20 protein-coding genes are annotated in these 21,905 nt (G+C 56.6%); 4 read left to right on the top strand and 16 right to left on the bottom strand.

Features of this window, described 5'->3' with window-relative positions; all coding sequences use genetic code 11:
- Positions 1 to 43 precede the first annotated feature (43 nt).
- The 16 genes from thrP to trxA all read right to left on the bottom strand — a co-directional run bounded on the left by thrP (position 44) and on the right by trxA (position 16,577).
- On the bottom strand, positions 44 to 1,429 hold the full coding sequence (gene thrP / locus CWM54_RS26750; RefSeq protein ID WP_061156197.1) for a bifunctional threonine/serine APC transporter ThrP: 1,386 nt from the start codon (positions 1,427 to 1,429) through the stop codon (positions 44 to 46).
- A 205-nt stretch (positions 1,430 to 1,634) separates the two neighbouring features.
- Positions 1,635 to 2,375 carry a lipopolysaccharide N-acetylmannosaminouronosyltransferase gene (gene wecG / locus CWM54_RS26755; RefSeq protein ID WP_061156198.1) on the bottom strand — a complete coding sequence of 247 codons (741 nt, stop codon included), beginning with the start codon at positions 2,373 to 2,375 and terminating at the stop codon, positions 1,635 to 1,637.
- 11 nt (positions 2,376 to 2,386) lie between these two features.
- A complete protein-coding gene (wzyE, locus tag CWM54_RS26760) occupies positions 2,387 to 3,733 on the bottom strand; it encodes an ECA oligosaccharide polymerase (protein WP_061156199.1) in 1,347 nt (448 codons plus the stop codon).
- Positions 3,730 to 4,806, bottom strand: coding sequence for a TDP-N-acetylfucosamine:lipid II N-acetylfucosaminyltransferase (locus CWM54_RS26765; protein WP_100699114.1), 1,077 nt, complete (start codon positions 4,804 to 4,806; stop codon positions 3,730 to 3,732). Before CWM54_RS26765 ends, wzyE begins: the two co-directional genes overlap by 4 nt.
- Positions 4,803 to 6,053 carry a lipid III flippase WzxE gene (gene wzxE / locus CWM54_RS26770; RefSeq protein WP_100632173.1) on the bottom strand — a complete coding sequence of 417 codons (1,251 nt, stop codon included), beginning with the start codon at positions 6,051 to 6,053 and terminating at the stop codon, positions 4,803 to 4,805. The genes CWM54_RS26765 and wzxE overlap by 4 nt, the downstream gene beginning before the upstream one ends.
- A 1-nt stretch (position 6,054) precedes the next feature.
- The gene (gene rffA / locus CWM54_RS26775; RefSeq protein ID WP_100682131.1) at positions 6,055 to 7,185 is read right to left on the bottom strand and encodes a dTDP-4-amino-4,6-dideoxygalactose transaminase; all 1,131 of its coding nucleotides are present in this window, start codon (positions 7,183 to 7,185) and stop codon (positions 6,055 to 6,057) included.
- A 4-nt stretch (positions 7,186 to 7,189) separates the two neighbouring features.
- A complete protein-coding gene (rffC, locus tag CWM54_RS26780) occupies positions 7,190 to 7,864 on the bottom strand; it encodes a dTDP-4-amino-4,6-dideoxy-D-galactose acyltransferase (protein WP_100699116.1) in 675 nt (224 codons plus the stop codon).
- A complete protein-coding gene (gene rfbA / locus CWM54_RS26785) occupies positions 7,842 to 8,723 on the bottom strand; it encodes a glucose-1-phosphate thymidylyltransferase RfbA (RefSeq protein WP_100682129.1) in 882 nt (293 codons plus the stop codon). Before rfbA ends, rffC begins: the two co-directional genes overlap by 23 nt.
- An 18-nt stretch (positions 8,724 to 8,741) precedes the next feature.
- Positions 8,742 to 9,809, bottom strand: coding sequence for a dTDP-glucose 4,6-dehydratase (rffG, locus tag CWM54_RS26790; protein WP_100682128.1), 1,068 nt, complete (start codon positions 9,807 to 9,809; stop codon positions 8,742 to 8,744).
- The gene (gene wecC, locus CWM54_RS26795; protein ID WP_100699118.1) at positions 9,806 to 11,068 is read right to left on the bottom strand and encodes a UDP-N-acetyl-D-mannosamine dehydrogenase; all 1,263 of its coding nucleotides are present in this window, start codon (positions 11,066 to 11,068) and stop codon (positions 9,806 to 9,808) included. The genes rffG and wecC overlap by 4 nt, the downstream gene beginning before the upstream one ends.
- Positions 11,065 to 12,195: a non-hydrolyzing UDP-N-acetylglucosamine 2-epimerase gene (gene wecB, locus CWM54_RS26800; RefSeq protein WP_008807966.1), complete on the bottom strand. Its 1,131-nt coding sequence runs from the start codon at positions 12,193 to 12,195 to the stop codon at positions 11,065 to 11,067. The genes wecC and wecB overlap by 4 nt, the downstream gene beginning before the upstream one ends.
- Positions 12,196 to 12,251: 56 nt before the next feature.
- On the bottom strand, positions 12,252 to 13,298 hold the full coding sequence (gene wzzE, locus CWM54_RS26805) for an ECA polysaccharide chain length modulation protein (protein ID WP_061156206.1): 1,047 nt from the start codon (positions 13,296 to 13,298) through the stop codon (positions 12,252 to 12,254).
- Positions 13,299 to 13,311: 13 nt separating this feature from the next.
- On the bottom strand, positions 13,312 to 14,415 hold the full coding sequence (gene wecA / locus CWM54_RS26810; RefSeq protein ID WP_061156207.1) for a UDP-N-acetylglucosamine--undecaprenyl-phosphate N-acetylglucosaminephosphotransferase: 1,104 nt from the start codon (positions 14,413 to 14,415) through the stop codon (positions 13,312 to 13,314).
- Between the two features lie 240 nt (positions 14,416 to 14,655).
- On the bottom strand, positions 14,656 to 15,915 hold the full coding sequence (rho, locus tag CWM54_RS26815; RefSeq protein ID WP_002883293.1) for a transcription termination factor Rho: 1,260 nt from the start codon (positions 15,913 to 15,915) through the stop codon (positions 14,656 to 14,658).
- An 86-nt stretch (positions 15,916 to 16,001) separates the two neighbouring features.
- A complete protein-coding gene (locus tag CWM54_RS29570) occupies positions 16,002 to 16,103 on the bottom strand; it encodes a rho operon leader peptide (protein WP_049245627.1) in 102 nt (33 codons plus the stop codon).
- A 144-nt stretch (positions 16,104 to 16,247) separates the two neighbouring features.
- On the bottom strand, positions 16,248 to 16,577 hold the full coding sequence (gene trxA, locus CWM54_RS26825; protein ID WP_002883224.1) for a thioredoxin TrxA: 330 nt from the start codon (positions 16,575 to 16,577) through the stop codon (positions 16,248 to 16,250).
- A 342-nt stretch (positions 16,578 to 16,919) separates the two neighbouring features.
- Between trxA and rhlB the strand changes: the two genes are divergently transcribed.
- The 4 genes from rhlB to CWM54_RS26850 all read left to right on the top strand — a co-directional run bounded on the left by rhlB (position 16,920) and on the right by CWM54_RS26850 (position 21,887).
- Positions 16,920 to 18,185, top strand: a complete 1,266-nt coding sequence (gene rhlB, locus CWM54_RS26830) for an ATP-dependent RNA helicase RhlB (RefSeq protein WP_074387418.1) — start codon at positions 16,920 to 16,922, stop codon at positions 18,183 to 18,185.
- 118 nt (positions 18,186 to 18,303) lie between these two features.
- Positions 18,304 to 19,812: a guanosine-5'-triphosphate,3'-diphosphate diphosphatase gene (gene gppA, locus CWM54_RS26840; RefSeq protein ID WP_165785978.1), complete on the top strand. Its 1,509-nt coding sequence runs from the start codon at positions 18,304 to 18,306 to the stop codon at positions 19,810 to 19,812.
- Between the two features lie 19 nt (positions 19,813 to 19,831).
- Positions 19,832 to 20,758, top strand: coding sequence for a LysR family transcriptional regulator (locus CWM54_RS26845; RefSeq protein WP_100699122.1), 927 nt, complete (start codon positions 19,832 to 19,834; stop codon positions 20,756 to 20,758).
- 130 nt (positions 20,759 to 20,888) lie between these two features.
- The gene (locus tag CWM54_RS26850) at positions 20,889 to 21,887 is read left to right on the top strand and encodes an amidohydrolase family protein (RefSeq protein ID WP_100699124.1); all 999 of its coding nucleotides are present in this window, start codon (positions 20,889 to 20,891) and stop codon (positions 21,885 to 21,887) included.
- The last annotated feature ends 18 nt before the right edge of the window (positions 21,888 to 21,905 follow it).

The following is a 21,905-nucleotide window of genomic DNA, read 5'->3' on the forward strand; positions in this document are numbered from 1 at the left end:
AAAAGAAAATTATCGTTTGCTCATGCTTTGTTCGTTTTGACGGTTATTCAGCCGTATTATTGACTTGCCCCTGTCTTCCGAGGCCAAACACCTTATAAATCAGGGTGACGGCAACCAGGAAAATAATGCCGACAAACAGCGACATCCGGGTTTCATCATTCAGCCCCATCCCTACCAGCACACAGATCAGGAAGGCCATGGTGAGATAGTTGGCCCACGGAAACAGCAGCGAACGGAACGGATGGCTGACGATTGCTGCCTGATGTACGCGACGGAAACGCAGCTGGCTAATCAGGATCACAAACCATGGCACCATCCCTGGCAACACGCTGGCGCTGTAGACATAGACAAACACCCGCTGCGGATTAGGAATGATGTAATTCAGGCAGGAGCCCACCAGCAGGATCAGAATCGACAGCGCCACGCCGACGGCCGGAACGCCGTTGCGCGATACCTTACCGATCGCCGCCGGCAGTTGGCGGTTCTTCGCCAGGGCGTACAGCATACGCCCACAGCTGTACATCCCACTGTTGCAGCCGGAAAGCGCCGCCGTCAGCACCACGAAGTTGATAATTCCCGCCGCCGCGGTAATACCGATTTTGGCAAACGTCAGTACGAACGGGCTGCCGTTGGAGCCAATTTGATCCCACGGGAAGATAGTGACGATAACGAAAATCGCGCCCACATAGAAAATCAGGATCCGCCACAGCACTTTGCCCACCGCGCTGCGCAGGGTCACCTGCGGATTTTTCGCTTCACCTGCGGTAATGCCGATGAGCTCTACCCCCTGATAGGACGCGACCACGATGCACAGCGCCGTCAGGAAGCCCTTCCAGCCGCCGGCAAAGAAGCCACCATGTTCGGTGAGATTACCAAAACCAATGGAGTGCCCACCGTTGCCAAAGCCGAAGAAAATGACGCCCAGCCCGACGACGATCATCACGATAATAGTGGTGACTTTAATCATGGCGAACCAGAACTCGATTTCACCATACAACCGGACTGCCGCCAGGTTAGCCAGCGCCACCAGCCCCACGGCAATCAACGCCGGGATCCACTGCGCCATCTCCGGGAACCAGAACTGCACATAGACCCCGATGGCGGTAATCTCCGAGATCCCCACCGCCATCCACATAAACCAGTAGGACCACGCGGTCAGGTAGCCGAAGAAGGGGCTCATATAGCGATGCGCATACACCGCGAAGGAGCCAGTGACAGGCTCAAGGAACAGCATTTCGCCCATTGAGCGCATAATGAAAAAGACGAACAGGCCAGCGATAATGTACGCCAGCAGCACGGAAGGCCCAGCCCATTTCAACGTACTGGCCGCCCCCATAAACAACCCCACGCCAATCGTCCCGCCAAGGGCGATCAGTTCAATATGCCGGGCCTCCAGTCCACGCTGGAGTTCCGCTTTTTTCTCAGTCATATATCCTCTTGTGTTTGCCGTATTCCGGGTACTCCCGGTTATTGTTATTAACTGAAACCATAGCCTTGCCGACGCGCAGGTCTCCCCTGCGCGTATGAAGCCTGCGAATGGTTAATTAATTTTGAGGAAATGGCAAATAAAGTATCAGGCGAGTGAAGAGATTACACAGAATATGTATGCAAACTCGCCTGGTTGCAGTGGAATATCAGAGCTTGCCGGTATAATGCCAACGTAAATAGCGCAGTAAACGGAACTGTCTTTTGATGCGGCTCGGCTGCAAAAGCAGGCGATAGAACCACTCCAGCCCCAGATCCTGCCAGAACTTCGGCGCCCGATGGACGTGTCCGGTGAAGACATCATAAGTGCCGCCGACGCCCATATACAGCGCGTGCGGGTACAGACGCCGGCAGTCGCGCATGAAGATCTCCTGGCGCGGCGACCCCATCGCGACGGTGACGATTTTCGCCCCGCTGTCGCGAATGCGTTCGAACAATGCCTGGCGCTGCTCAGGGGCAAAATAGCCGTCCTGGCTGCCAACGATATTCACCTGCCAGTGCTGACGCAGCCTGGATTCTGTCTGCGCCAGGACCTCAGGTTTACCGCCAACCAGAAACACCGGTGTCCCTTCAGCGCCGGCGCGCTGCATTAACGCTTCCCAGAGATCGGCCCCGGCGACGCGGGACACCTGGGCCTGCGGGTATTTTTTGCGCAGCGAACGCACCACGCTGATGCCATCCGCATACTTAAACTCCGCCGCCTCAATCAGCGCCCGAACCTCCGGGTTATCTTCTACGGCCAGCATTTTCTCGGCATTAATGGCCACCAGCGTTCCCTCCCGGAGCGCGCCGTCGGCATACAAATAATCCAGAGCGTGCTGCATATCGCGCCAGCCTATGAGCTGCAGCCCTCTTAACAGGTACAACGGCGCGGAAATGGTCCCAGTCATGTCCATCCTTCTCAGACTTGCGGTTGCGAAAGCGGTTTTACGCGCTTATGAATCAGTCCCACGCTATCCAGGAACCAGTACAGCAATTTCGCCGCCAGCAAGCAGATACCAAAGATCACGAGGAAAAACACCACGCGGGAGCCGAACGAATCCAGACCCTCGCGCGCCAGCACTATCATGTTGAAGATAGCGCCGAAACAGAAACTGTGCAGGATAGCCGCTTTGTAACGATTGCTCTCCCGGTTGCCCAGCTCATACAGCCAGTCGAACCATTTAATAATCAACCCTACCGCCACAGCGCCCAGCGGCACAAACCAGACGCCGCCCATCACCACCAGAGAGCCAATCAGCGTTGGCGAAATCGCCAGCCCCGAATGGTTGTTTAACACTTCCCAGGTGAAGTAGTTGGCGGTATTCAGCACCATTGTCGGACGACCGTGCCACATCCAGCTGGGGATAAAGACGTAGAAGTCGCGGATCATCGGCGCCAGCCCCTGGAAATCGATCTTGTCGTAGTTCTGCAGCAGCAGCGCCAGGTTTTCCCACGGCGAGAAAGTATCGCGCGTGAGATAGAGGAAAGTATAAAACGCTTCGTCGCCGCTGACGTTCATCCCGTAGCGCTTCAGCGCCAGCCAGAACATGCCGACAATGCCCAACACGCCCGCCGCCGCCAGCATCCACAGGCTGATCCAGCCGCGAATAATGCCGATAAACAGGAAAATAGCGAAAGCGATGATGATATTGGCCCGGGTACCGCCGACGATGGCGTAAGTCAACAGACCAAAGGCGACGGTGCTGACGAGGAAGAAGATCCACGCCTTATAGTCCTGGCGCAGGAAATAGACCACCAGCATCGCCGGAATAAAGAAGTAGAAGAAGCGCTTCAACGCCACACCGGAGACTTCGGCAGAGAAGATCTGGCTGTAGGAATTGAGCTTAAACAGCAGAAAGCCGTTGTGGGCGAAGAAGATGCCGACGCACAGCAGCGCCAGCCCCATCAACATTCCCCACGCCAGATGGGTTTCCACCCGGTTCATGGTAAACAGCGGGCGATGCGCAACCTCTCGCGAGGCTGGGCGCAGGCGCGTTTTGTAGGTTACGTAGTAGACTGCGTAGAAGCACACCGCGATCAGCAGCGTCTGCAGCAAAATCTCCGGCGGCGCAACGCTGACGTCAAAGCGGAACACCAGAATACTGGTCAGCGGGAAGCCGAAGAAAAAGGTCAGCAGAAACAGCAACGAGAAAAAGACGTTGAAGTTGAAGCGTACCCGGCGAAATTCAAACCAGGTCGCGGTGGCGATAAACAGCGTCGACAGCAGCCAGACCACCAGCAGCCCGCTAAATTGCATTAACGTCATGCCTGCCCCTCCGCCGCTAACCGTAGCGCCCGCTGCCAGCCTGTTAGATAGTTCGGCCGGAAGAAGGCGATAGCGGATTTATCCACGCTCGCCAGCTGGCGCTGCGCTTCGCGCACCACGCTGACGTCCAGCGCATCGCTGGTGAACAGCACCGGCACATGCTGCTCGGTCATATCCTGCCAGAACGGGTTTTCCCGGTTGAGCACGCAGGGAATGCCCGCCTGAATCAGCAGGCACAGGGTGCCGATCCCTTGCTGGCGCGCAAACAGAAAATAGCCCAGATCGCAGCGGCGCAGCAGCGCCAGATAATCATTAAATTCAAGCTTCTCGCTGAGGATCTGCAGATGCTCACCGCTAAACAGCGCCGTCCCCGCTTCGCGAACCTCGTTGATATAGGCGTCATTATTCGCCGGATAACCCATCGGCACGATGACATTCACCGTATCGCCAAACTGCTGATGGATAGCCTTCAGCGCGGCAATATGTTCATTGCTGCGATCCCCGGAGTTGCCGACCAGAATGGTCAGGGTATCACCGCGCGGGGCGTTCTCGGCCAGGGTATTTAGCGCCGGATCCATACGGGTCGGGAAGTAGAGCAGTTCGCCGGGAACCCGCGGATGGCGGTTAGCGAACCAGCTAAGATCGCCGCGGGTGGCGAAAACGCGCCCTACTCGCCCCTGCGCCATGCGGCGTAGCGGATAGAACAGGCGAAACTTCAGGCTGGCAGAGTTTTCATACAGATCTGCCCCCCAGATATGCCAGTTAAACTGCGACGGGCGGATACCGCCACTCAACAGCGCCAGCCACAGCCCGGTATTAAACTGGCCGTGGAAGAAAAAGCGCTGCTGGCGGTTGGCTTTCGCGGTGGCAATCACTGCCTGCGCCAGCGCTTTCTTTCCTCGATAGCAGGTGATATCCAGTGCCGGATATCCATCACGCACGCTGGCCTCATCACCGACGACCAAAAATCTCCGCGCCTGCGGGTCGGCGGCCAGTTCGTCGTTAAAGAACCGCAGTACGGTCTGGTTGTGGTGCGGGATATCCGATCCCAGTACATGTATCAGTGCTGTCATGCCCGTTTACGCCAGAGTAAAAACACGCCACTACAAAGGGCGAAATAAACAATATACGTGGCCATATACGCCTGCGCCGCGCCAATTGCGCCATGCGCCGGAATAAGCCAGTGTGAGAATGCGGTCAGCAGTGTGAACTGGCTGATTTCCGTCAGAATATAAAAACGCAGTGACGCTTTGGCGATCACCAGATAGCCGTAAACGTAGGCGCCCACTTTTAAGACGTCGCCCACCAGTTGCCAGGCGAACAGGTCACGCATCGCGGTAAAGCGATCGGAAAACAGCAGCCAGATGGCAAAATCGCGCAGCAGCCAGACCGTCAGGCTCGCAGCCGCCACCGCCGGCAGAACGAATTTCAATGACTTGACAATCTCGCGGGTGATATCCGTTTTGGCGCTCAGCCGCGACAGCGTCGGCAGCAGATAGACGCTAAAGGAAGCGGTAATAAACTGCAGGTAGGCATCGGAAATGCTGCTCACCCCCTGCCAGATCCCGACCGCTTCCCAGCCGTAATGCGCCGCCAGCAGATTACGCATCATCACATAGGCCACCGGCAGCGTCACCGAGGTTATGAGCGCCATCAGGGTAAATTTCGATAGCTGACCCGCCAGACCGTTATCCCAGCGCGGACGCAGGGCGCTCAGCGGAATATTACCCCGCCGCCAGAGCATGATGCCCGCCGGGACCACCACCAGCGCCGGCACTAACGCCAGCCCCAATAGCGCCCCCTGGTAACCCCCGAAGTAGTAACAGGCGTAATAGGCCGCGACGCCAATCAGGCTCCCGGCAATCAGCGAGAAGGCGTTACCCGCCGCATCGCGAAAGCCTTTCATCAGCGCCAGCAGGAAGTTCGCCCAGGCGATCCCCATCTGCACCAGCGCCACCAGGCGTACCAGCCCCTGATAGTGCGTATGGCCGAACAGCCCCTGGCTTATCGGCGCCGCCGCCAGTAAAAACACCAGCGCCAGCAGCGTGGAAAAGCCAAGCACCATAGCCGACGAGGTACCCACCACCTGTTTCAGACGTGGGGGATCGTCGTGATGCTGAGCCACCAGCTTCGTAACGCCGTTAAATATCCCGGCACCCGCCAGCACGCCGAGCACGGTGACCAGTTGTCGGAAGTTACCGGCCTGGCCAACGCCCGCCGGCCCAAACGAGACGGCCAGCAGCTTGACGACCAGCAGACCGGCGCCGATTTTGACCAGCGTCGATGCCGCCGTCCATAGTGAGGCTTTTGCTAACGACATATCAGGAGAAATAGCTCAGCAGCGAGTTAATCACCGTCCGCTGGTTCACCAGAGAGAGATTGTAAAACAGCGGCAGGCGCACCAGGCGCTCGCTCTCCTGGGTGGTGTAGCGGTCTTCACCGTGGAACTCGCCGAAGTGTTCTCCGGCCGGACAGCTGTGCAACGGAATATAATGGAATACCGCGAGGATCTCCGCCTCTTTCAGCCAGGCGATCAGCCTGCTGCGATCCTCGATATCGCGCAGCTTAATGTAGAACATGTGCGCGTTTTGCCCACAGTCGGCCGGAATCGTCGGCAGTTCGATACGCCCGGCGCGCGCCAGCGGCAGCAGCGCATCGTGATAGTTCTGCCACAACGCCAGGCGCTGCTGGTTGATCCGCTCCGCCGCTTCCAGCTGCGCCCACAGATAGGCGGCCTGCAGGTCGGACATCAGATAGCTGGAGCCAATATCGCGCCAGGTATATTTATCCACCAGACCGCGAAAGAACTGGCTGCGGTTGGTGCCTTTTTCACGAATGATCTCCGCGCGCTCCACCAGCGTGCGATCGTTGATCAACGTCGCCCCACCCTCACCGCCAGCGGTGTAGTTTTTGGTTTCATGGAAGCTAAAGCAGCCGATATGGCCGATGGTGCCCAGAGCGCGTCCCTTGTAGGTAGACATTACCCCCTGCGCGGCATCTTCCACCACAAACAGGTTGTGCTTGTCGGCGATGGCCATGATGGTGTCCATCTCGCAGGCTACGCCGGCATAGTGCACCGGGACAATCGCCCGGGTTTTATCGGTGATGGCGGCTTCGATGAGCGTTTCGTCGATATTCATCGTATCGCGGCGGATATCGACGAAGACGATTTTCGCCCCGCGCAGTACAAAGGCGTTGGCGGTAGAGACAAAGGTATAGCTGGGCATAATCACTTCGTCGCCCGGCTGGATATCCAGCAGCAGCGCGGCCATCTCCAGCGAAGCCGTGCAGGAGGGCGTCAGCAGGGCTTTTGCCGTGCCAAATCGCTGCTCCATCCATTGCTGGCAGCGGCGCGTAAAACCGCCGTCGCCGCACAGCTTGCCGCTGCTCATCGCAGACTGCATGTAATCAAGCTCGGTTCCAACCACCGGCGGCGCGTTAAATGGGATCATGGGGTCACCTGTATAGCCAGTAGGCGGTGCTTTCCACGTTAGCACCGCTGAGAATATAACGTTTAAGCGCGGCGGTGTTGCCCATCTGGGTCGCCACCCGCAATGTAGAAAGCCCGCGCGAGGCGGCCCAGTACTGCGCCGCCTGCATCAGTTGCGCCCCGGCGCCGCGCCCGGCCAGCAGGCCAATACGCGCCTCGGTCGCGTTGAGCTGGCGCAGGGAGACAAAGGCGCGAATATCGCCCTCAGGATGGCGGTAAATCAGGCACTGATGATCGAAGGTGCCGCGCACCGCATTTTCAATCCACTGGGCATAGAAGCGGCGGCTGGCGTCGTCGGCGTACCAGGGCGCGCGAAAACGGCTCATGGCAAAGGCCTGCGCCGCCAGCTCGCCTAGTGGCGCAATATCCGCTTCCACGGCGACGTCGGCACCCGCATCAGCAGGGTTGCCCACCGGTAGCGCCAGATCGACCTCGCCTTCCACCAGCTGAAAACCCAGCTGCTGTAGCGCGTCCAACCGGACAGTGTCACTGGCGGCCACCTTCGCCTGCACCCGCGACCACCCCGCCAGCGCCTCAGACGTCAGCCGCGGCGCGTGCTCGTCAAAGCGCACGATGGCGCTGTTAACGGCAAAGAAGCGGTTCTCCCACTCCAGGAGATCAATACTGGCGCGGACGGGCACGGAGCAGATCCAGCAGGTATTGGCCGTAGCCGGTTTTTTCCAGTCGCTTCGCGGCGCGTTTGACGCCGTCATCGTCCAGCCAGCCGTTACGCCAGCCGATCTCTTCCAGACAGGCGATTTTAAAGCCCTGACGCTTCTCGACGGTCTGCACGAACATGCTGGCCTCGATCAGGCTATCGTGCGTGCCGGTGTCCAGCCACGCAAAACCGCGCCCGAGAAGTTCGACGGTCAATGCGCCATCCTCAAGGTACATCTGGTTGATGGAGGTGATTTCCAGCTCGCCGCGCTCGGACGGCTTGACCCGTTTGGCATACTCCGTCACCTTGCCATCATAGAAATAGAGTCCGGTGACAGCCCAGTTCGACTTCGGCTGCTTCGGCTTCTCTTCCAGCGACAGCGCGCGGAAGTTGTCATCAAACTCCACCACGCCAAAGCGCTCAGGATCCATCACCTGATAGCCAAAAATCGTCGCCCCTTCCGTGCGGGCAGCTACGCTGCGCAGCTTCGGGCTAAAGCTCTGGCCGAAGAAGATATTGTCGCCTAGCACCAGGCACGCCGGTTCGCCGTTAAGAAAGGTTTCACCGATGATAAACGCCTGGGCTAAACCATCCGGCGTCGGCTGTACGGCATAGTGCAGCGCAATGCCAAACTCTGAGCCATCGCCGAGCAGACGCTGGAAATCGCGCAGATCGTCCGGCGTGGTGATGATCAGGATCTCACGTATCCCGGCCAGCATTAATACCGATAGCGGATAGTAGATCATCGGCTTGTCGTAGATCGGCAACAGCTGCTTCGATACGCCGCGGGTGATGGGATGCAGTCGCGTTCCGGAACCGCCCGCCAGAATAATACCTTTCATCATTCCCCCCAGAGATGATTAGCCTTGCAGCCCAAGACGCTCGCCCTGATAGCTTCCGTCCTGAACCTGACGCCACCAGGTCTCGTTCGCCAGATACCACGCTACGGTCTTACGCATACCGGAGGTAAAGGTCTCTGCTGGCGTCCAGCCCAGCTCGCGGGCAATCTTCGAGGCATCAATGGCATAGCGCAGATCGTGGCCCGGACGATCGGCAACGAAGGTGATCAGATCGCGATAGTGCGCCACGCCCTGCGGTTTATGCGGCGCCAGCTCTTCCAGCAGCTGACAAATGGTTTCCACCACCTCAATATTTTTACGCTCGTTATGACCGCCAATATTGTAAGTTTCGCCCGGTTCGCCGCGAGTCGCCACCAGATACAGCGCTCTGGCATGATCTTCTACGTATAGCCAGTCGCGGATCTGCTGCCCATTGCCATACACCGGCAGCGGCTTGCCCGCCAGCGCGTTGAGGATCGTCAGCGGGATCAACTTCTCGGGGAAGTGATACGGGCCGTAGTTATTTGAGCAGTTGGTGATAAGCGTCGGCAGGCCATAGGTCCGCAGCCAGGCGCGCACCAGGTGGTCGCTGCTGGCTTTCGAGGCCGAATAGGGGCTGCTTGGCGCATAGGGCGTGGTCTCGGTAAAGAAATCCTCGCTGCCGTGCAGATCGCCATACACTTCGTCGGTCGAGATATGGTGAAAACGGAACGCCGATTTTTTCTCCGTGGCCAGCGTATTCCACCAGCTGCGGGCCGCCTCCAGTAGCGTATAGGTGCCTACGATATTGGTTTCGATAAACGCCGCCGGGCCGTCAATCGAACGATCGACGTGGCTTTCCGCCGCCAGGTGCATCACCGTATCCGGTTGATGCTGACGGAAAATACGCTCCAGCTCGCCGCGGTCGCAGATATCCACCTGTTCAAAGGCGAAACGCGCATCCTGCGCCACTGGCGCCAGCGACATTACATTGCCGGCATAAGTCAGTTTATCCACCACCACCACGCGATCGGCGGTGTGCTGGATAATCTCCCGCACCACCGCCGAACCAATGAAGCCCGCGCCGCCGGTGACCAGAATGGTTCTCACCGCCACACTCCTTTGGTGTCGATGATATACGCCTGGGTGACGCTATCGCCGCTAACGGCTTTGAATTCGTTATGATCGACCAGCATCACCAGCACATCGGCGCTGGCCAGCGCCGCATCGAGGGTCGCCAGCGTACACAGGCCGTCGAGTTTCTTCGGCAGCGTGTGAATATTGGGCTCAACCACCTGCGTCGTGCCGCTGTGCCAGCGGGCAATCTGCGCGGCAATTTCCATCGCCGGGCTTTCGCGCAGGTCGTCAATATTCGGCTTAAAAGCGAGGCCAAAACAGGCGATCGTCAGTTCGCTGGCCCGTTTGTTGGTGGCATTCAGGCAGTCCGCCACCTGCGCTTTCACCTGTTCGATAACCCATTCCGGCTTATGGTCGTTGACCTCGCGAGCGGTGCGGATCAGACGCGCCTGCTGCGGGTTTTGCGCCACGATAAACCACGGGTCGACGGCGATGCAGTGGCCGCCGACGCCCGGACCCGGCTGCAGGATATTGACGCGCGGATGGCGGTTTGCCAGGCGGATCAGTTCCCAGACGTTAATGCCCTGGTCGGCGCAAATCAGCGACAGTTCGTTGGCAAAGGCGATGTTGACGTCGCGGAAGCTGTTTTCCGTTAGCTTGCACATCTCGGCGGTGCGCGAGTTGGTCACCACGCATTCGCCTTCGAGGAAGATTTTATACAGCTCGCTGGCGCGAGCGGAGCAGACCGGCGACATGCCGCCGATAACGCGATCGTTTTTAATCAGCTCGACCATCACCTGGCCGGGCAATACTCGCTCCGGGCAGTAGGCGATATTGACGTCAGCGGCGTCGCCCGCCTGCTGAGGGAAGCTGAGGTCCGGGCGCATCCCCGCCAGCCAGCCGGCCATCTGTTCAGTCGAACCCACCGGCGAGGTGGACTCGAGGATAACCAGCGACCCTTTCTTTAACGTCGGCGCAATGGATTTGGCCGCCGATTCGACAAACACCATATCCGGCTCGTGACGATCTTTAAACGGCGTCGGCACGGCAATCAGGTAGGCATCCGCCTCCACCGGGGTGGTGGTGGCGCTTAAATAACCCTGTTCGACCGCGGTCTTCACCACGCTCGCCAGATCCGGCTCCACGATATGAATCTCTCCACGGTTAATGGTCTCCACGGCATGTTGATTAACATCAACGCCGACCACCCGCTTCTGCCGGGAGGCGAACGCGGCAGCGGTTGGCAGCCCGATATAGCCAAGGCCAATCACTGAAATGGTAGAAAAACTCATAACGTTACCTGATTATTTTTAAGTGCAGACAAAATTCGACGACATGCTTCGCCATCGCCATAAGGATTATGCGCGCGGCTCATCGCCTGGTATGCGGCATCATCCTGCAGCAGTCGCGTGACTTCCGCCACGATGCGCTGGCTGTCGGTACCCACCAGGCACACGGTGCCGGCGGCCACCGCTTCCGGACGTTCGGTCATATCGCGCATAACCAGCACCGGTTTCCCAAGAGAAGGGGCCTCTTCCTGAATGCCGCCAGAATCGGTCAGGATCAGCCAGGCGCGATCCATCAGCCAGACAAATGGCAGGTAATCTTGCGGTTCAATCAACATCACATTGTCGATGTGGCCAAGAATACGGTTCACCGGTTCGCTGACGTTAGGATTCAGGTGAACCGGATAGACAATCTGCACCTCAGGGTGGGTATGGGCTATCTCCGCCAGCGCCTGGCAGATCTGTTCAAAGCCGAGCCCGAAGCTTTCCCGCCGGTGGCCGGTAACCAGAATCATCTTTTTACCGTGACTGATGAAAGGATAGCGCTGTAGCAGGGTCTCCCGTAGCGCTTCATCACCCAGAACCCGGTCCCGCACCCAGAACAGGGCGTCAATGACCGTATTCCCGGTAACCGTAATGCGACTGTCGGCGATATTTTCCCGCAGCAGATTCTGCCGCGAGGTTTCCGTGGGGGCGAAATGGTACGTCGCCAGATGCCCGGTCAACGTACGGTTGCCTTCTTCCGGCCACGGCGAACTTAAATCGCCGGTGCGCAGGCCGGCCTCTACGTGACCCACCGGTATCCGCTGGTAAAACGCCGCCAGGCTCGCCGCCATAGTGGTCGTAGTATCGCCATGCACCAGCACCACGTCGGGTTTAAACGACTCCAGGACCGGCTTCAGCCCCTCAAGAATGCGGCAGGTGATCTCGGTCAGCCCCTGCCCCGGCTTCATGATGTTGAGATCGTAGTCCGGGACAATAGAGAAAAGTTTCAACACCTGATCGAGCATCTCCCGATGCTGCGCGGTCACGCATACTTTCGCCTCAAAATGAGGATCCTTTGCCAGCGCATGGACCAGAGGAGCCATCTTGATGGCTTCCGGCCTCGTGCCAAATACAGTTAGTACTTTCACATCGATTCTCTTCGATTAGGCGATGAAGGTCATCTGCCCTTCACCACAGGCCGCAATCACAGGACACGACGACGCGATAACGCCACGCCTGCGCCGATGAGCGCACCCACAATCCCCCACATCACCATCAGAAATACTCGGCGCGGGCTATCGCGTTTTACAGGTTCTTCCGGCGTACGCAAATACCGGTAAGTCTGAAAACGCGGATCTAACGTTGGACCAACGTTCAACGTGCTCAGCATGGCGCGGTTCTGGTCGTAATCGAGGTCATATTCCGGCCCGACGGCCTGCAGGTTTTCCAGCCTGGCCTGCAGCATCGGCCTGCCCAATAAAAATAGCTCTGAATCCGGCAACTGATCGGCAGGAACATCCGTTTCGCTACGAGAAATATTGTGCTGCTGAGCCACCTTCAGCGCTTGCTCCACGCTGTGCGTCCGGCGATTGAAGATAGCCTCGGCCACCTCTTCCTGGCGCTTCACCTGCGCCTTCATTTGCACCGTCCGCGCCGCCCAGGCGCCTTTGAGTTCGTCGTTGAGATGGCCCGCTGACCGCTGGCTGGCGAAAGCCACATACTGACGCAGCAGATTATTAGCATCCTGCCCGGTCTCGGCGGTCAGTTTGACGCTGTCGTTAATACTTTTAGCCGCATCACCTGGCATAAACTGGATATTGTTAATCAGGTCATCCAGCATCGCCGCATCAGCACGAGCATTACCCGACTGGCGCTGCTTGTAGTAGTCCGTTTGCAGCCAGAAGTCACGCCGGGTATCCCAGGAGGCCAGCTGCATGATGAACTCTTTATACGCTTCATCCATGGCGGAAGGCTGATCGACCGAGGCGAGGTCGGCTTTAATGTCCAGATTGCGTAAGAACTGCTGCTGGGAATAGTACCCTCCCAACATGTTGACAGTCGGCCGATCGGTGATCGCCGTGGCGCTCCACTCCTGGCGAGCAAAAAAGGTATATACCAGCACGATGGCGGCGAAGAGTACGGCGCCGCCGACTATCCAGCCTTTTCCTGCCCATAAAGCGCGAAACAGCCCGCGAATATCCAGCTCGTTCTCAACGTTCACTGCTTGTGCTCCCGGTAATGGTTGAGTCATCACATCCCCAGCTTTACTTGGTTAGTTTCGGATTATTGCCGCTGTGTCGCCGAATTCTGCGTCTGATGCGCTTAACCAGGCGCGCCACTTTCCACGCGCGCTTAATACAGTAGCCATAAAGGAAGAAGGCTACCAAAAAGAGAATTAACATCACCCATTCCGGCACAATGCGGGTATATTCCGCCGCGACGCCAACCAGCGCCAACAGAGCGGCGGCCAGGGTAATCAGGACGAACGCCTGGCGGGAAGTAAACCCGGCGCGCATGATCAAATGATGAATATGCTGACGATCCGGAGAGAAAGGACTCATGCCTTTGCGCAGGCGGCGATACATAATCGCCACCATGTCCATCAACGGGATAGCGATAATCCACAGCGCGGTAACCGGGCTAATGGGATGTGTTTTACCTTGCGTGGTTTCCAGCAGGATCCAGATAATGGTGAAGCCAATCATCGTGCTGCCGGCGTCACCCATAAAGACTTTATAGCGGCGGCCGAGGGCGCCAAGATTGAGAAGAATATAGGGCAGAATGGCGGCGATCATCGCGAAGCACCACATCGCCAGGCTGTACTGACCATCAAACCAGAGGATGATCCCAGTCGCCGCAAAGGAGACCGATGACAGACCGCCGAGCAGGCCGTCGATCCCGTCGACCATGTTAAACGCATTGATGGCGGCCCACACGGCAAACAGCGTCAGGAAGAAGCCGAAAGGCCCCAGCACCAGCTCCCACGAGCCAAAAATAAAGCCGAGACTACTCAGATGCAGATTCCCTGCCATCATCATAATCACGGCGATCGCAGCCTGTATGACTGCGCGAATTTTCACGCTGATATCGAAGCGATCGTCAAGCGCGCCAACCAGCACCAATACCCCCGCGCAGGCCAGATACAGCGAGGCGTGAGGAATATAATAATCGGCGATGGCGAAGGTAAAACAGATGCCTGCATAAACTGAGATACCACCGACCAACGGAATCAACCCCTGATGCCGTTTGCGATAGTTTGGTTTATCCACTAACCCGATCCTTTTTGCCACTTTCCGCGCGACAAAAATAAAGAGGGTCGTGAATAAGAAAATACTGATTAATTCAGTAATAGCAGTGAGTAAATTCACAACGCATGTGCTCTCAGCATAGTTAATCCGGGAAGTATAGCGATGATGCCCCAACTCCAGAAGGGGAAAAGCAGAACATTACAAATTTATTGTATAGATTTTAGTCTGTTAAAGCTGTCTCCGCCTGCTATCCGGCGCCATTATACGACAACTTTCGTCCTGCTTTCTCTGTCTCTGGATCATACAAACCCAAAAATGAAAACGCCACGCAAAGGCGTGGCGTTTTTGGCTTTTTTTACCTTACGAGCGCTTCATCATATCGAAGAAGTCATCATTCGTCTTGGTCATCGCCAGCTTGTTAATGAGGAATTCCATCGCGTCGATCTCACCCATCGGATGAATAATTTTGCGCAGGATCCACATTTTCTGCAGCTCTTCCTGAGTGGTGAGCAGCTCTTCTTTACGAGTACCGGAACGGTTGTAATCGATAGCCGGGAAGACGCGTTTTTCGGCAATCTTACGAGAGAGGTGCAGCTCCATGTTACCGGTGCCTTTAAACTCTTCGTAGATAACTTCGTCCATTTTGGAACCGGTGTCGATCAGCGCCGTAGCGATGATGGTCAGGCTACCGCCCTCTTCGACGTTACGTGCCGCACCGAAGAAACGCTTCGGACGATGCAGGGCGTTGGCGTCCACACCACCAGTCAGGACTTTACCGGAAGCCGGTACCACGGTGTTGTAGGCACGCGCCAGACGGGTAATGGAGTCGAGCAGGATGATAACGTCTTTCTTGTGTTCAACCAGACGTTTCGCTTTCTCGATCACCATCTCTGCGACCTGGACGTGGCGGGATGCCGGCTCGTCAAAGGTGGAAGCAACCACTTCACCTTTCACCAGACGCTGCATCTCGGTCACTTCTTCCGGACGTTCGTCGATCAGCAGCACCATCAGCACGCAGTCCGGGTGGTTGTAAGCGATGCTCTGCGCGATGTTCTGCAGCAGCATGGTTTTACCGGCTTTCGGCGGCGCGACGATCAGACCACGCTGGCCGCGGCCAATCGGGGAGGCCAGATCCAGTACGCGAGCGGTTAAGTCTTCGGTAGAACCGTTACCACGTTCCATACGCAAGCGAGAATTCGCGTGCAGCGGCGTTAAGTTCTCGAACAGGATCTTGTTACGCGCGTTTTCCGGCTTGTCGTAGTTAACTTCGTTAACTTTCAACAGTGCAAAGTAACGCTCACCCTCTTTCGGAGGACGAATCTTACCGGAAATGGTGTCACCAGTGCGAAGGTTGAAACGGCGGATTTGGCTGGGGGATACGTAGATGTCGTCAGGGCCGGCGAGGTAGGAGCTGTCTGCGGAGCGGAGGAATCCAAATCCATCCTGCAGTATCTCCAGTACGCCGTCGCCAAAGATATCTTCGCCACTCTTCGAATGCTGCTTGAGGATGGCAAAAATAATATCCTGCTTACGCATACGAGCCAGGTTTTCCAGCCCCATATTTTCGCCGAGAGTAATCAGCTCAGAAACCGGCGTATTCTTTAATTCGGTAAGATTCATAGTGGTGTGGGTTCTTAAACTCGGGGTAAATCTCGAACTTAATGTTGTGAATGGTATGGCAGGAACATCCATGCCTGTTAGCGGCTTCATCTCGTGTCTGTACGTTGCCTGGTCACAGGAAAGAACGCAGAACTGAAACGACAAGACGGAATGAGTGATAAGCCCGGAATTATTAGCCTCACGCGCATCGTCTGCGGGACGCTTTGGGTAAAACAAGATTCAAACAATAGGTATGTTTAAAACGAAGTCTGTGAGTTAACTTAGCACGACTCCAGCCGGGCGTCCAGAGTTCCGCAAAAAATAGGAATCTGGACGCCGGACCAGCAATTCGCTTACGCCAGGTTGGCGTCGAGGAACTCTTTCAGCTGACCCTTGGACAGTGCGCCAACTTTAGTGGCCGCCACTTCGCCGTTTTTGAACAGCAGCAGGGTTGGGATACCGCGAATGCCGTATTTCGGCGCGGTGCCCGGGTTCTGGTCGATGTTCAGCTTAGCTACGGTCAGTTTGCCCTGATACTCTTCAGCGATCTCATCCAGAATCGGGGCGATCATTTTGCACGGACCACACCACTCTGCCCAGAAATCGACGAGGGTCAGCCCGTCAGCCTTGAGTACGTCCGTGTCAAAACTGTCGTCAGTCAGGTGAATAATTTTATCGCTCATATTTAACTCCACAGGAATAAGCCTGGTGTGTTGGTGTCGTAGCCATCAACGACGTGCTGCGGCCACGTTATGCACGCTATTCTTCAGGATACCTCAATTCTCTGAGCTGCCAACTGGCGCGATCCATCATGGACCCGCCCTTTGACGCCAGGGTCACCCGAACGCGAACTGCATGCTGCAGATTTATCGCTCCCGACTCGCTTAGTAGTCTAAGCTATCCTGGATTCGTTCAGTTACCGTAGACGTACCTTGAATAATTTCGTACACCGCCAACGAAAGGTTGACGTTATTTCACCGGATACGCTTTCTTAATGCAATAGTTAGCTGATATTCTACCACACTATGAGCAAAACACATTTAACAGAACAGAAGTTTTCCGACTTCGCCCTGCACCCGGCAGTCATTGAAGCCCTTGAAAAGAAAGGGTTTCATAATTGCACACCCATTCAGGCCCTCGCCCTTCCGCTGACGCTGGAAGGCCGCGATGTCGCCGGGCAGGCGCAAACCGGTACCGGTAAAACGATGGCGTTCCTGACGTCAACGTTTCATTATCTTCTCTCTCACCCGGCTATCGCCGATCGCCAGGTTAACCAACCGCGCGCGCTGATTATGGCGCCGACGCGTGAACTGGCGGTACAGATCCACGCGGATGCTGAACCGCTGGCGCAGGCCACGGGTCTGAAGCTGGGTCTGGCTTACGGCGGCGACGGCTACGATAAACAGCTGAAAGTGCTGGAAAGCGGTGTCGATATTCTGATCGGTACCACCGGTCGTCTGATCGATTACGCGAAACAGAACTACATTAACCTCAGCGCCATTCAGGTCGTCGTGCTGGACGAAGCCGATCGCATGTACGATCTCGGCTTTATTAAAGATATCCGCTGGCTGTTCCGTCGTATGCCACCGGCGACGCAGCGCCTGAACATGCTGTTCTCCGCGACCCTTTCTTATCGCGTTCGCGAACTGGCGTTCGAGCAGATGAACAACGCCGAATATGTCGAAGTGGAGCCGGAACAGAAAACGGGCCACCGTATTAAAGAAGAGTTGTTCTACCCTTCCAACGAAGAAAAAATGCGCCTGCTGCAGACGCTTCTGGAAGAAGAGTGGCCCGATCGCGCCATCATCTTCGCCAACACCAAGCACCGTTGTGAAGATATCTGGGGTCATCTCGCCGCTGACGGTCATCGCGTAGGTCTGCTGACCGGCGACGTAGCGCAGAAAAAACGCCTGCGTATTCTCGACGAATTTACTCGTGGCGATCTCGATATTCTGGTCGCAACTGACGTCGCTGCTCGCGGCTTACATATTCCGGCCGTGACCCACGTCTTTAACTACGATCTACCGGATGACTGCGAAGATTACGTTCACCGCATCGGTCGTACCGGGCGCGCTGGCGCCAGCGGCAACTCCATCAGCCTCGCCTGTGAAGAGTATGCGCTGAATCTGCCGGCTATCGAAACCTATATTGGTCACTCGATTCCGGTCAGTAAGTACAACCCGGACGCGCTGATGACCGACCTGCCTAAGCCGCTGCGCCTGACCCGTGCGCGGCCAGGCAACGGCCCACGCCGCAACGGCCCACCGCGCAATCGTCGTCGTTCAGGTTAAGAAATCTATGTCATACGCTCAATCATTCAGAATCGGCCAGGGCAACCTTCCCCTGGCAACCTGCTCAGTGATGTGGATCGGGCACAAGTGCCCCGCCGACCAGGGAGCATTCTGAACGATGAAGAGTATGAGCTCCACCTCGCTATATGCCGCCATTGATTTGGGCTCCAACAGTTTCCATATGTTGGTGGTGCGCGAGGTGGCGGGCAGCATCCAGACGCTGAGCCGTATTAAGCGTAAGGTTCGTCTGGCCGCCGGCCTGAATAGTGATAACACGCTCTCCGCAGAAGCGATGGAGCGCGGCTGGCAGTGCTTACGCCTGTTTGCCGAACGCCTGCAGGATATTCCGCCGACGCAAATCCGCGTCGTGGCCACCGCCACGCTGCGTCTTGCCGTCAATGCGGGGGAGTTTCTGGCGAAAGCACAGGAGATCCTCGGCACGCCAGTGCAGGTGATCAGTGGCGAAGAAGAAGCGCGTCTGATTTACCAGGGTGTCGCCCACACCACCGGCGGCGCCGATCAGCGTCTGGTAGTCGATATCGGCGGCGCCAGCACCGAGCTGGTGACTGGCACCGGCGCGCAAACGACCTCGCTGTTCAGCCTCTCGATGGGCTGTGTGACCTGGCTTGAACGCTATTTCGCCGACCGTAGCCTGACGAAAGAGAATTTCGATCTCGCCGAAGCGGCCGCGCGTGAGGTGTTATTGCCGGTCGCCGATGTGCTGCGTTATCACGGATGGAAAGTGTGCGTCGGCGCCTCCGGTACCGTGCAGGCTCTACAGGAAATTATGATGGCGCAGGGGATGGATGAACGAATCACTCTCGCCAAACTCCAGCAGCTTAAACAGCGCGCTATCCAGTGCGGACGTCTGGAAGAGCTGGAGATCGAAGGCTTAACCCTTGAGCGGGCGCTGGTGTTTCCGAGCGGACTCGCGATCCTTATCGCCATCTTCAGCGAACTGAATATTCAGTGTATGACCCTGGCGGGCGGCGCGTTACGTGAAGGTCTGGTGTACGGCATGCTACATCTCTCTGTCGAACAGGACATTCGCAGCCGCACCCTGCGCAATATTCAGCGCCGTTTTATGATCGACACCGAGCAGGCCCAGCGTGTCGCCAGTCTGGCCAGCCATCTGCTCAGTCAGCTGGATGGCAGCTGGGAGCTGGATCCGCTGAGTCGCGATTTACTTCTCAGCGCCTGCTCGCTGCATGAAATTGGGCTGAGTGTGGATTTCAAGCGCGCGCCGCAGCACGCGGCCTATCTGGTCAATAACCTCGACCTGCCCGGCTTTACCCCAGCGCAGAAGAAGTTGATTGCCACGCTGCTGCTGAATCAGACCAACGCCATCGACCTGTCTTCACTTCATCAGCAAAACGCAGTCCCGCCGCGAGTGGCCGAACATTTGTGTCGCCTGCTGCGACTGGCGATCCTGTTTGCCAGCCGACGGCGCGACGATTTGTTGCCGGCGATTCAGTTGGCTGCTCACGACGACCAGTTGACGCTGACGCTGCCGGAAAACTGGCTGGCTGAACATCCGCTGGGCCGGGAAATGGTCGATCAGGAGTGTCAGTGGCAAAGCTACGTCCACTGGACGCTACGGGTCACCAGCGGCGATACGCCAAGATAATATCCAGCCAGGAGGGCGGATGCGGGAAGAACTGGATTTCAAATCGCTACGCTTTTTCTCCGCACTCTACCGGTTAGGCAATGTTTCGCCGGCGGCAGACGCGCTGAATATCAGCCAGCCCACGGGTAGTCTGCTGCTAAAAAAACTGCGTGACCATTTTGCTGACCCGCTGTTTGTCCGGGTAGGACAGCGGATGATACCGACGCCGCGAGCGGACGCGATCGCCCCGACTATATTTACCCTTCTCCAGCTTGCCGATAACGATTTGTCCATCAAACCTGAGTTTCTTCCCCAGCAGAGCCAGCGAAACTTTACGATCGGTATGACCGATATCAGTCAAATGACGCTGTTGCCTTTGCTGCAAATTGCGCTCCAGCAGCAGTCAGCGGATGGGATCACTTTTACAGTGCAGAATCTGGATGAGCAGACGCTCAGCGCTCTCGAATCCGGGAAGTGTGATTTAGCGATAGGCTATCTGACGCAGCTTCCGGAAAGCGTCTACCAGCAGCATCTCTTCGATCAATCGTATGTCTGTCTGGCGGCGGAAAATCACCCGCGCATTCGAACCCAGCTCCGTGCCGAAGACTGGCGGCAGGAAAAACATCTGGCGATCCGCGTAGTGGGTACTGCCCACGGCGATATGGATAAGCTGCTTGATGAGCACAGTATGCCCCGGCGGATCGCGCTCACGCTACCGAGCTTTTTAGGTACCGGCGAGCTGGTGGCCGAAAGCGACATGATTGCCGTCGTCCCGGAACAGGTGGCGCGGCATATCACCCGACGCTATCCCTGCCGCAGCTGGCCGCTGCCTTTTCCCCTTGCGGGGATCGCCATCCGTCAGGTCTGGCATCAGCGGCTGCACCGCGATCCCGGGCATATCTGGCTACGCACGCTGATCGCCACGCTTGCCGATCCCGCTCAGCAGAATGACTCTATTAAGATTTAAGCTGCAAAATATCCCGCTGTATTGGTTTTATTGATAACCTGTATTACGTTTGGTTTATTGCTGTCAATACGTGAAAGCTTTTATTCTCCTCGCATCAAGTCACACCGACTAATATAGTAAGGAACACATCATGCGCGGAAAAATCGCTTTAGAAGAACACGTCTCCACACCTGAAAATAACCGTCTGTGGGATTCAACCGGCGAAGCTAACCGTAACGGTAGCGAATATATGAAAGACGTTGAGCGCCGCCTGCTGGATCGCAGCATTCAGCTGGAAGAAATGGCGCAGCGTAATATTGACCATGTCATTCTTTCCCTGACCTCACCTGGTGCTCAATCTATTTTAGACAAAGGCAAAGCCGTCTCTTTTGCTCGTGATACTAACGATTTTATCGTTGAGAATTATGTGAAGCCAAATCCGGATAAATTTAGCGCTTTCGCCACCCTGGCCTTGCAAAACCCGGAAGCCGCGGCGGAAGAGCTGGAGCGCGCCGTGAAGAAATTAGGCATGAAAGGCGCGCTGATCAACGGCTATACCAACGTTAAAGATAGCGAGCATGGCCTGTATCTTGATGACGAATCGATGCTGGTTTTCTGGGATAAGGTCAACGAGCTGAACGTGCCGGTGTACCTGCATCCTCGCGAACCGCTGGAAGGGCCGGCGCGCGGTATCTACACCGGTTACGAAAGCCTGATCGGCTCCGCGTGGGGCTTTGCGCAGGAAACGGCGGTTCATGCTATCCGTCTGATGATGAGTGGTTTGTTCGATCGTTATCCTAATCTCAATCTGGTGCTGGGTCACCTCGGCGAAGGGCTGGTTCATATGCTGCCGCGTACTCAGCACCGCCTCTATCGTCAGCGTTTCGGCTGCGGTCTGGGTAAAGCGGAAAAACCGTTAATGCACTACCTGCAGAATAATTTCATCGTCACCACCAGCGGTCATTTTAATACTCACTCGCTGAATAATGCCATTGAAGTGATGGGTGCGGATCGCGTGATGTTCTCCGTCGATTATCCATATGAAGATATTCATCAGGCCTGTGACTGGTTTGATCCGTTAGAAATGGAGTCGGAGCTGAAAGATAAAATTGCCTGGGGCAATGCCAGCCGCGTCTTTAACATTAAATAATATTAAAGACAGATTTCA

It is taken from the genome of Klebsiella sp. D-Nf1 (assembly GCF_002810515.1).
In the GTDB taxonomy this organism is placed as follows: domain Bacteria; phylum Pseudomonadota; class Gammaproteobacteria; order Enterobacterales; family Enterobacteriaceae; genus Klebsiella; species Klebsiella variicola.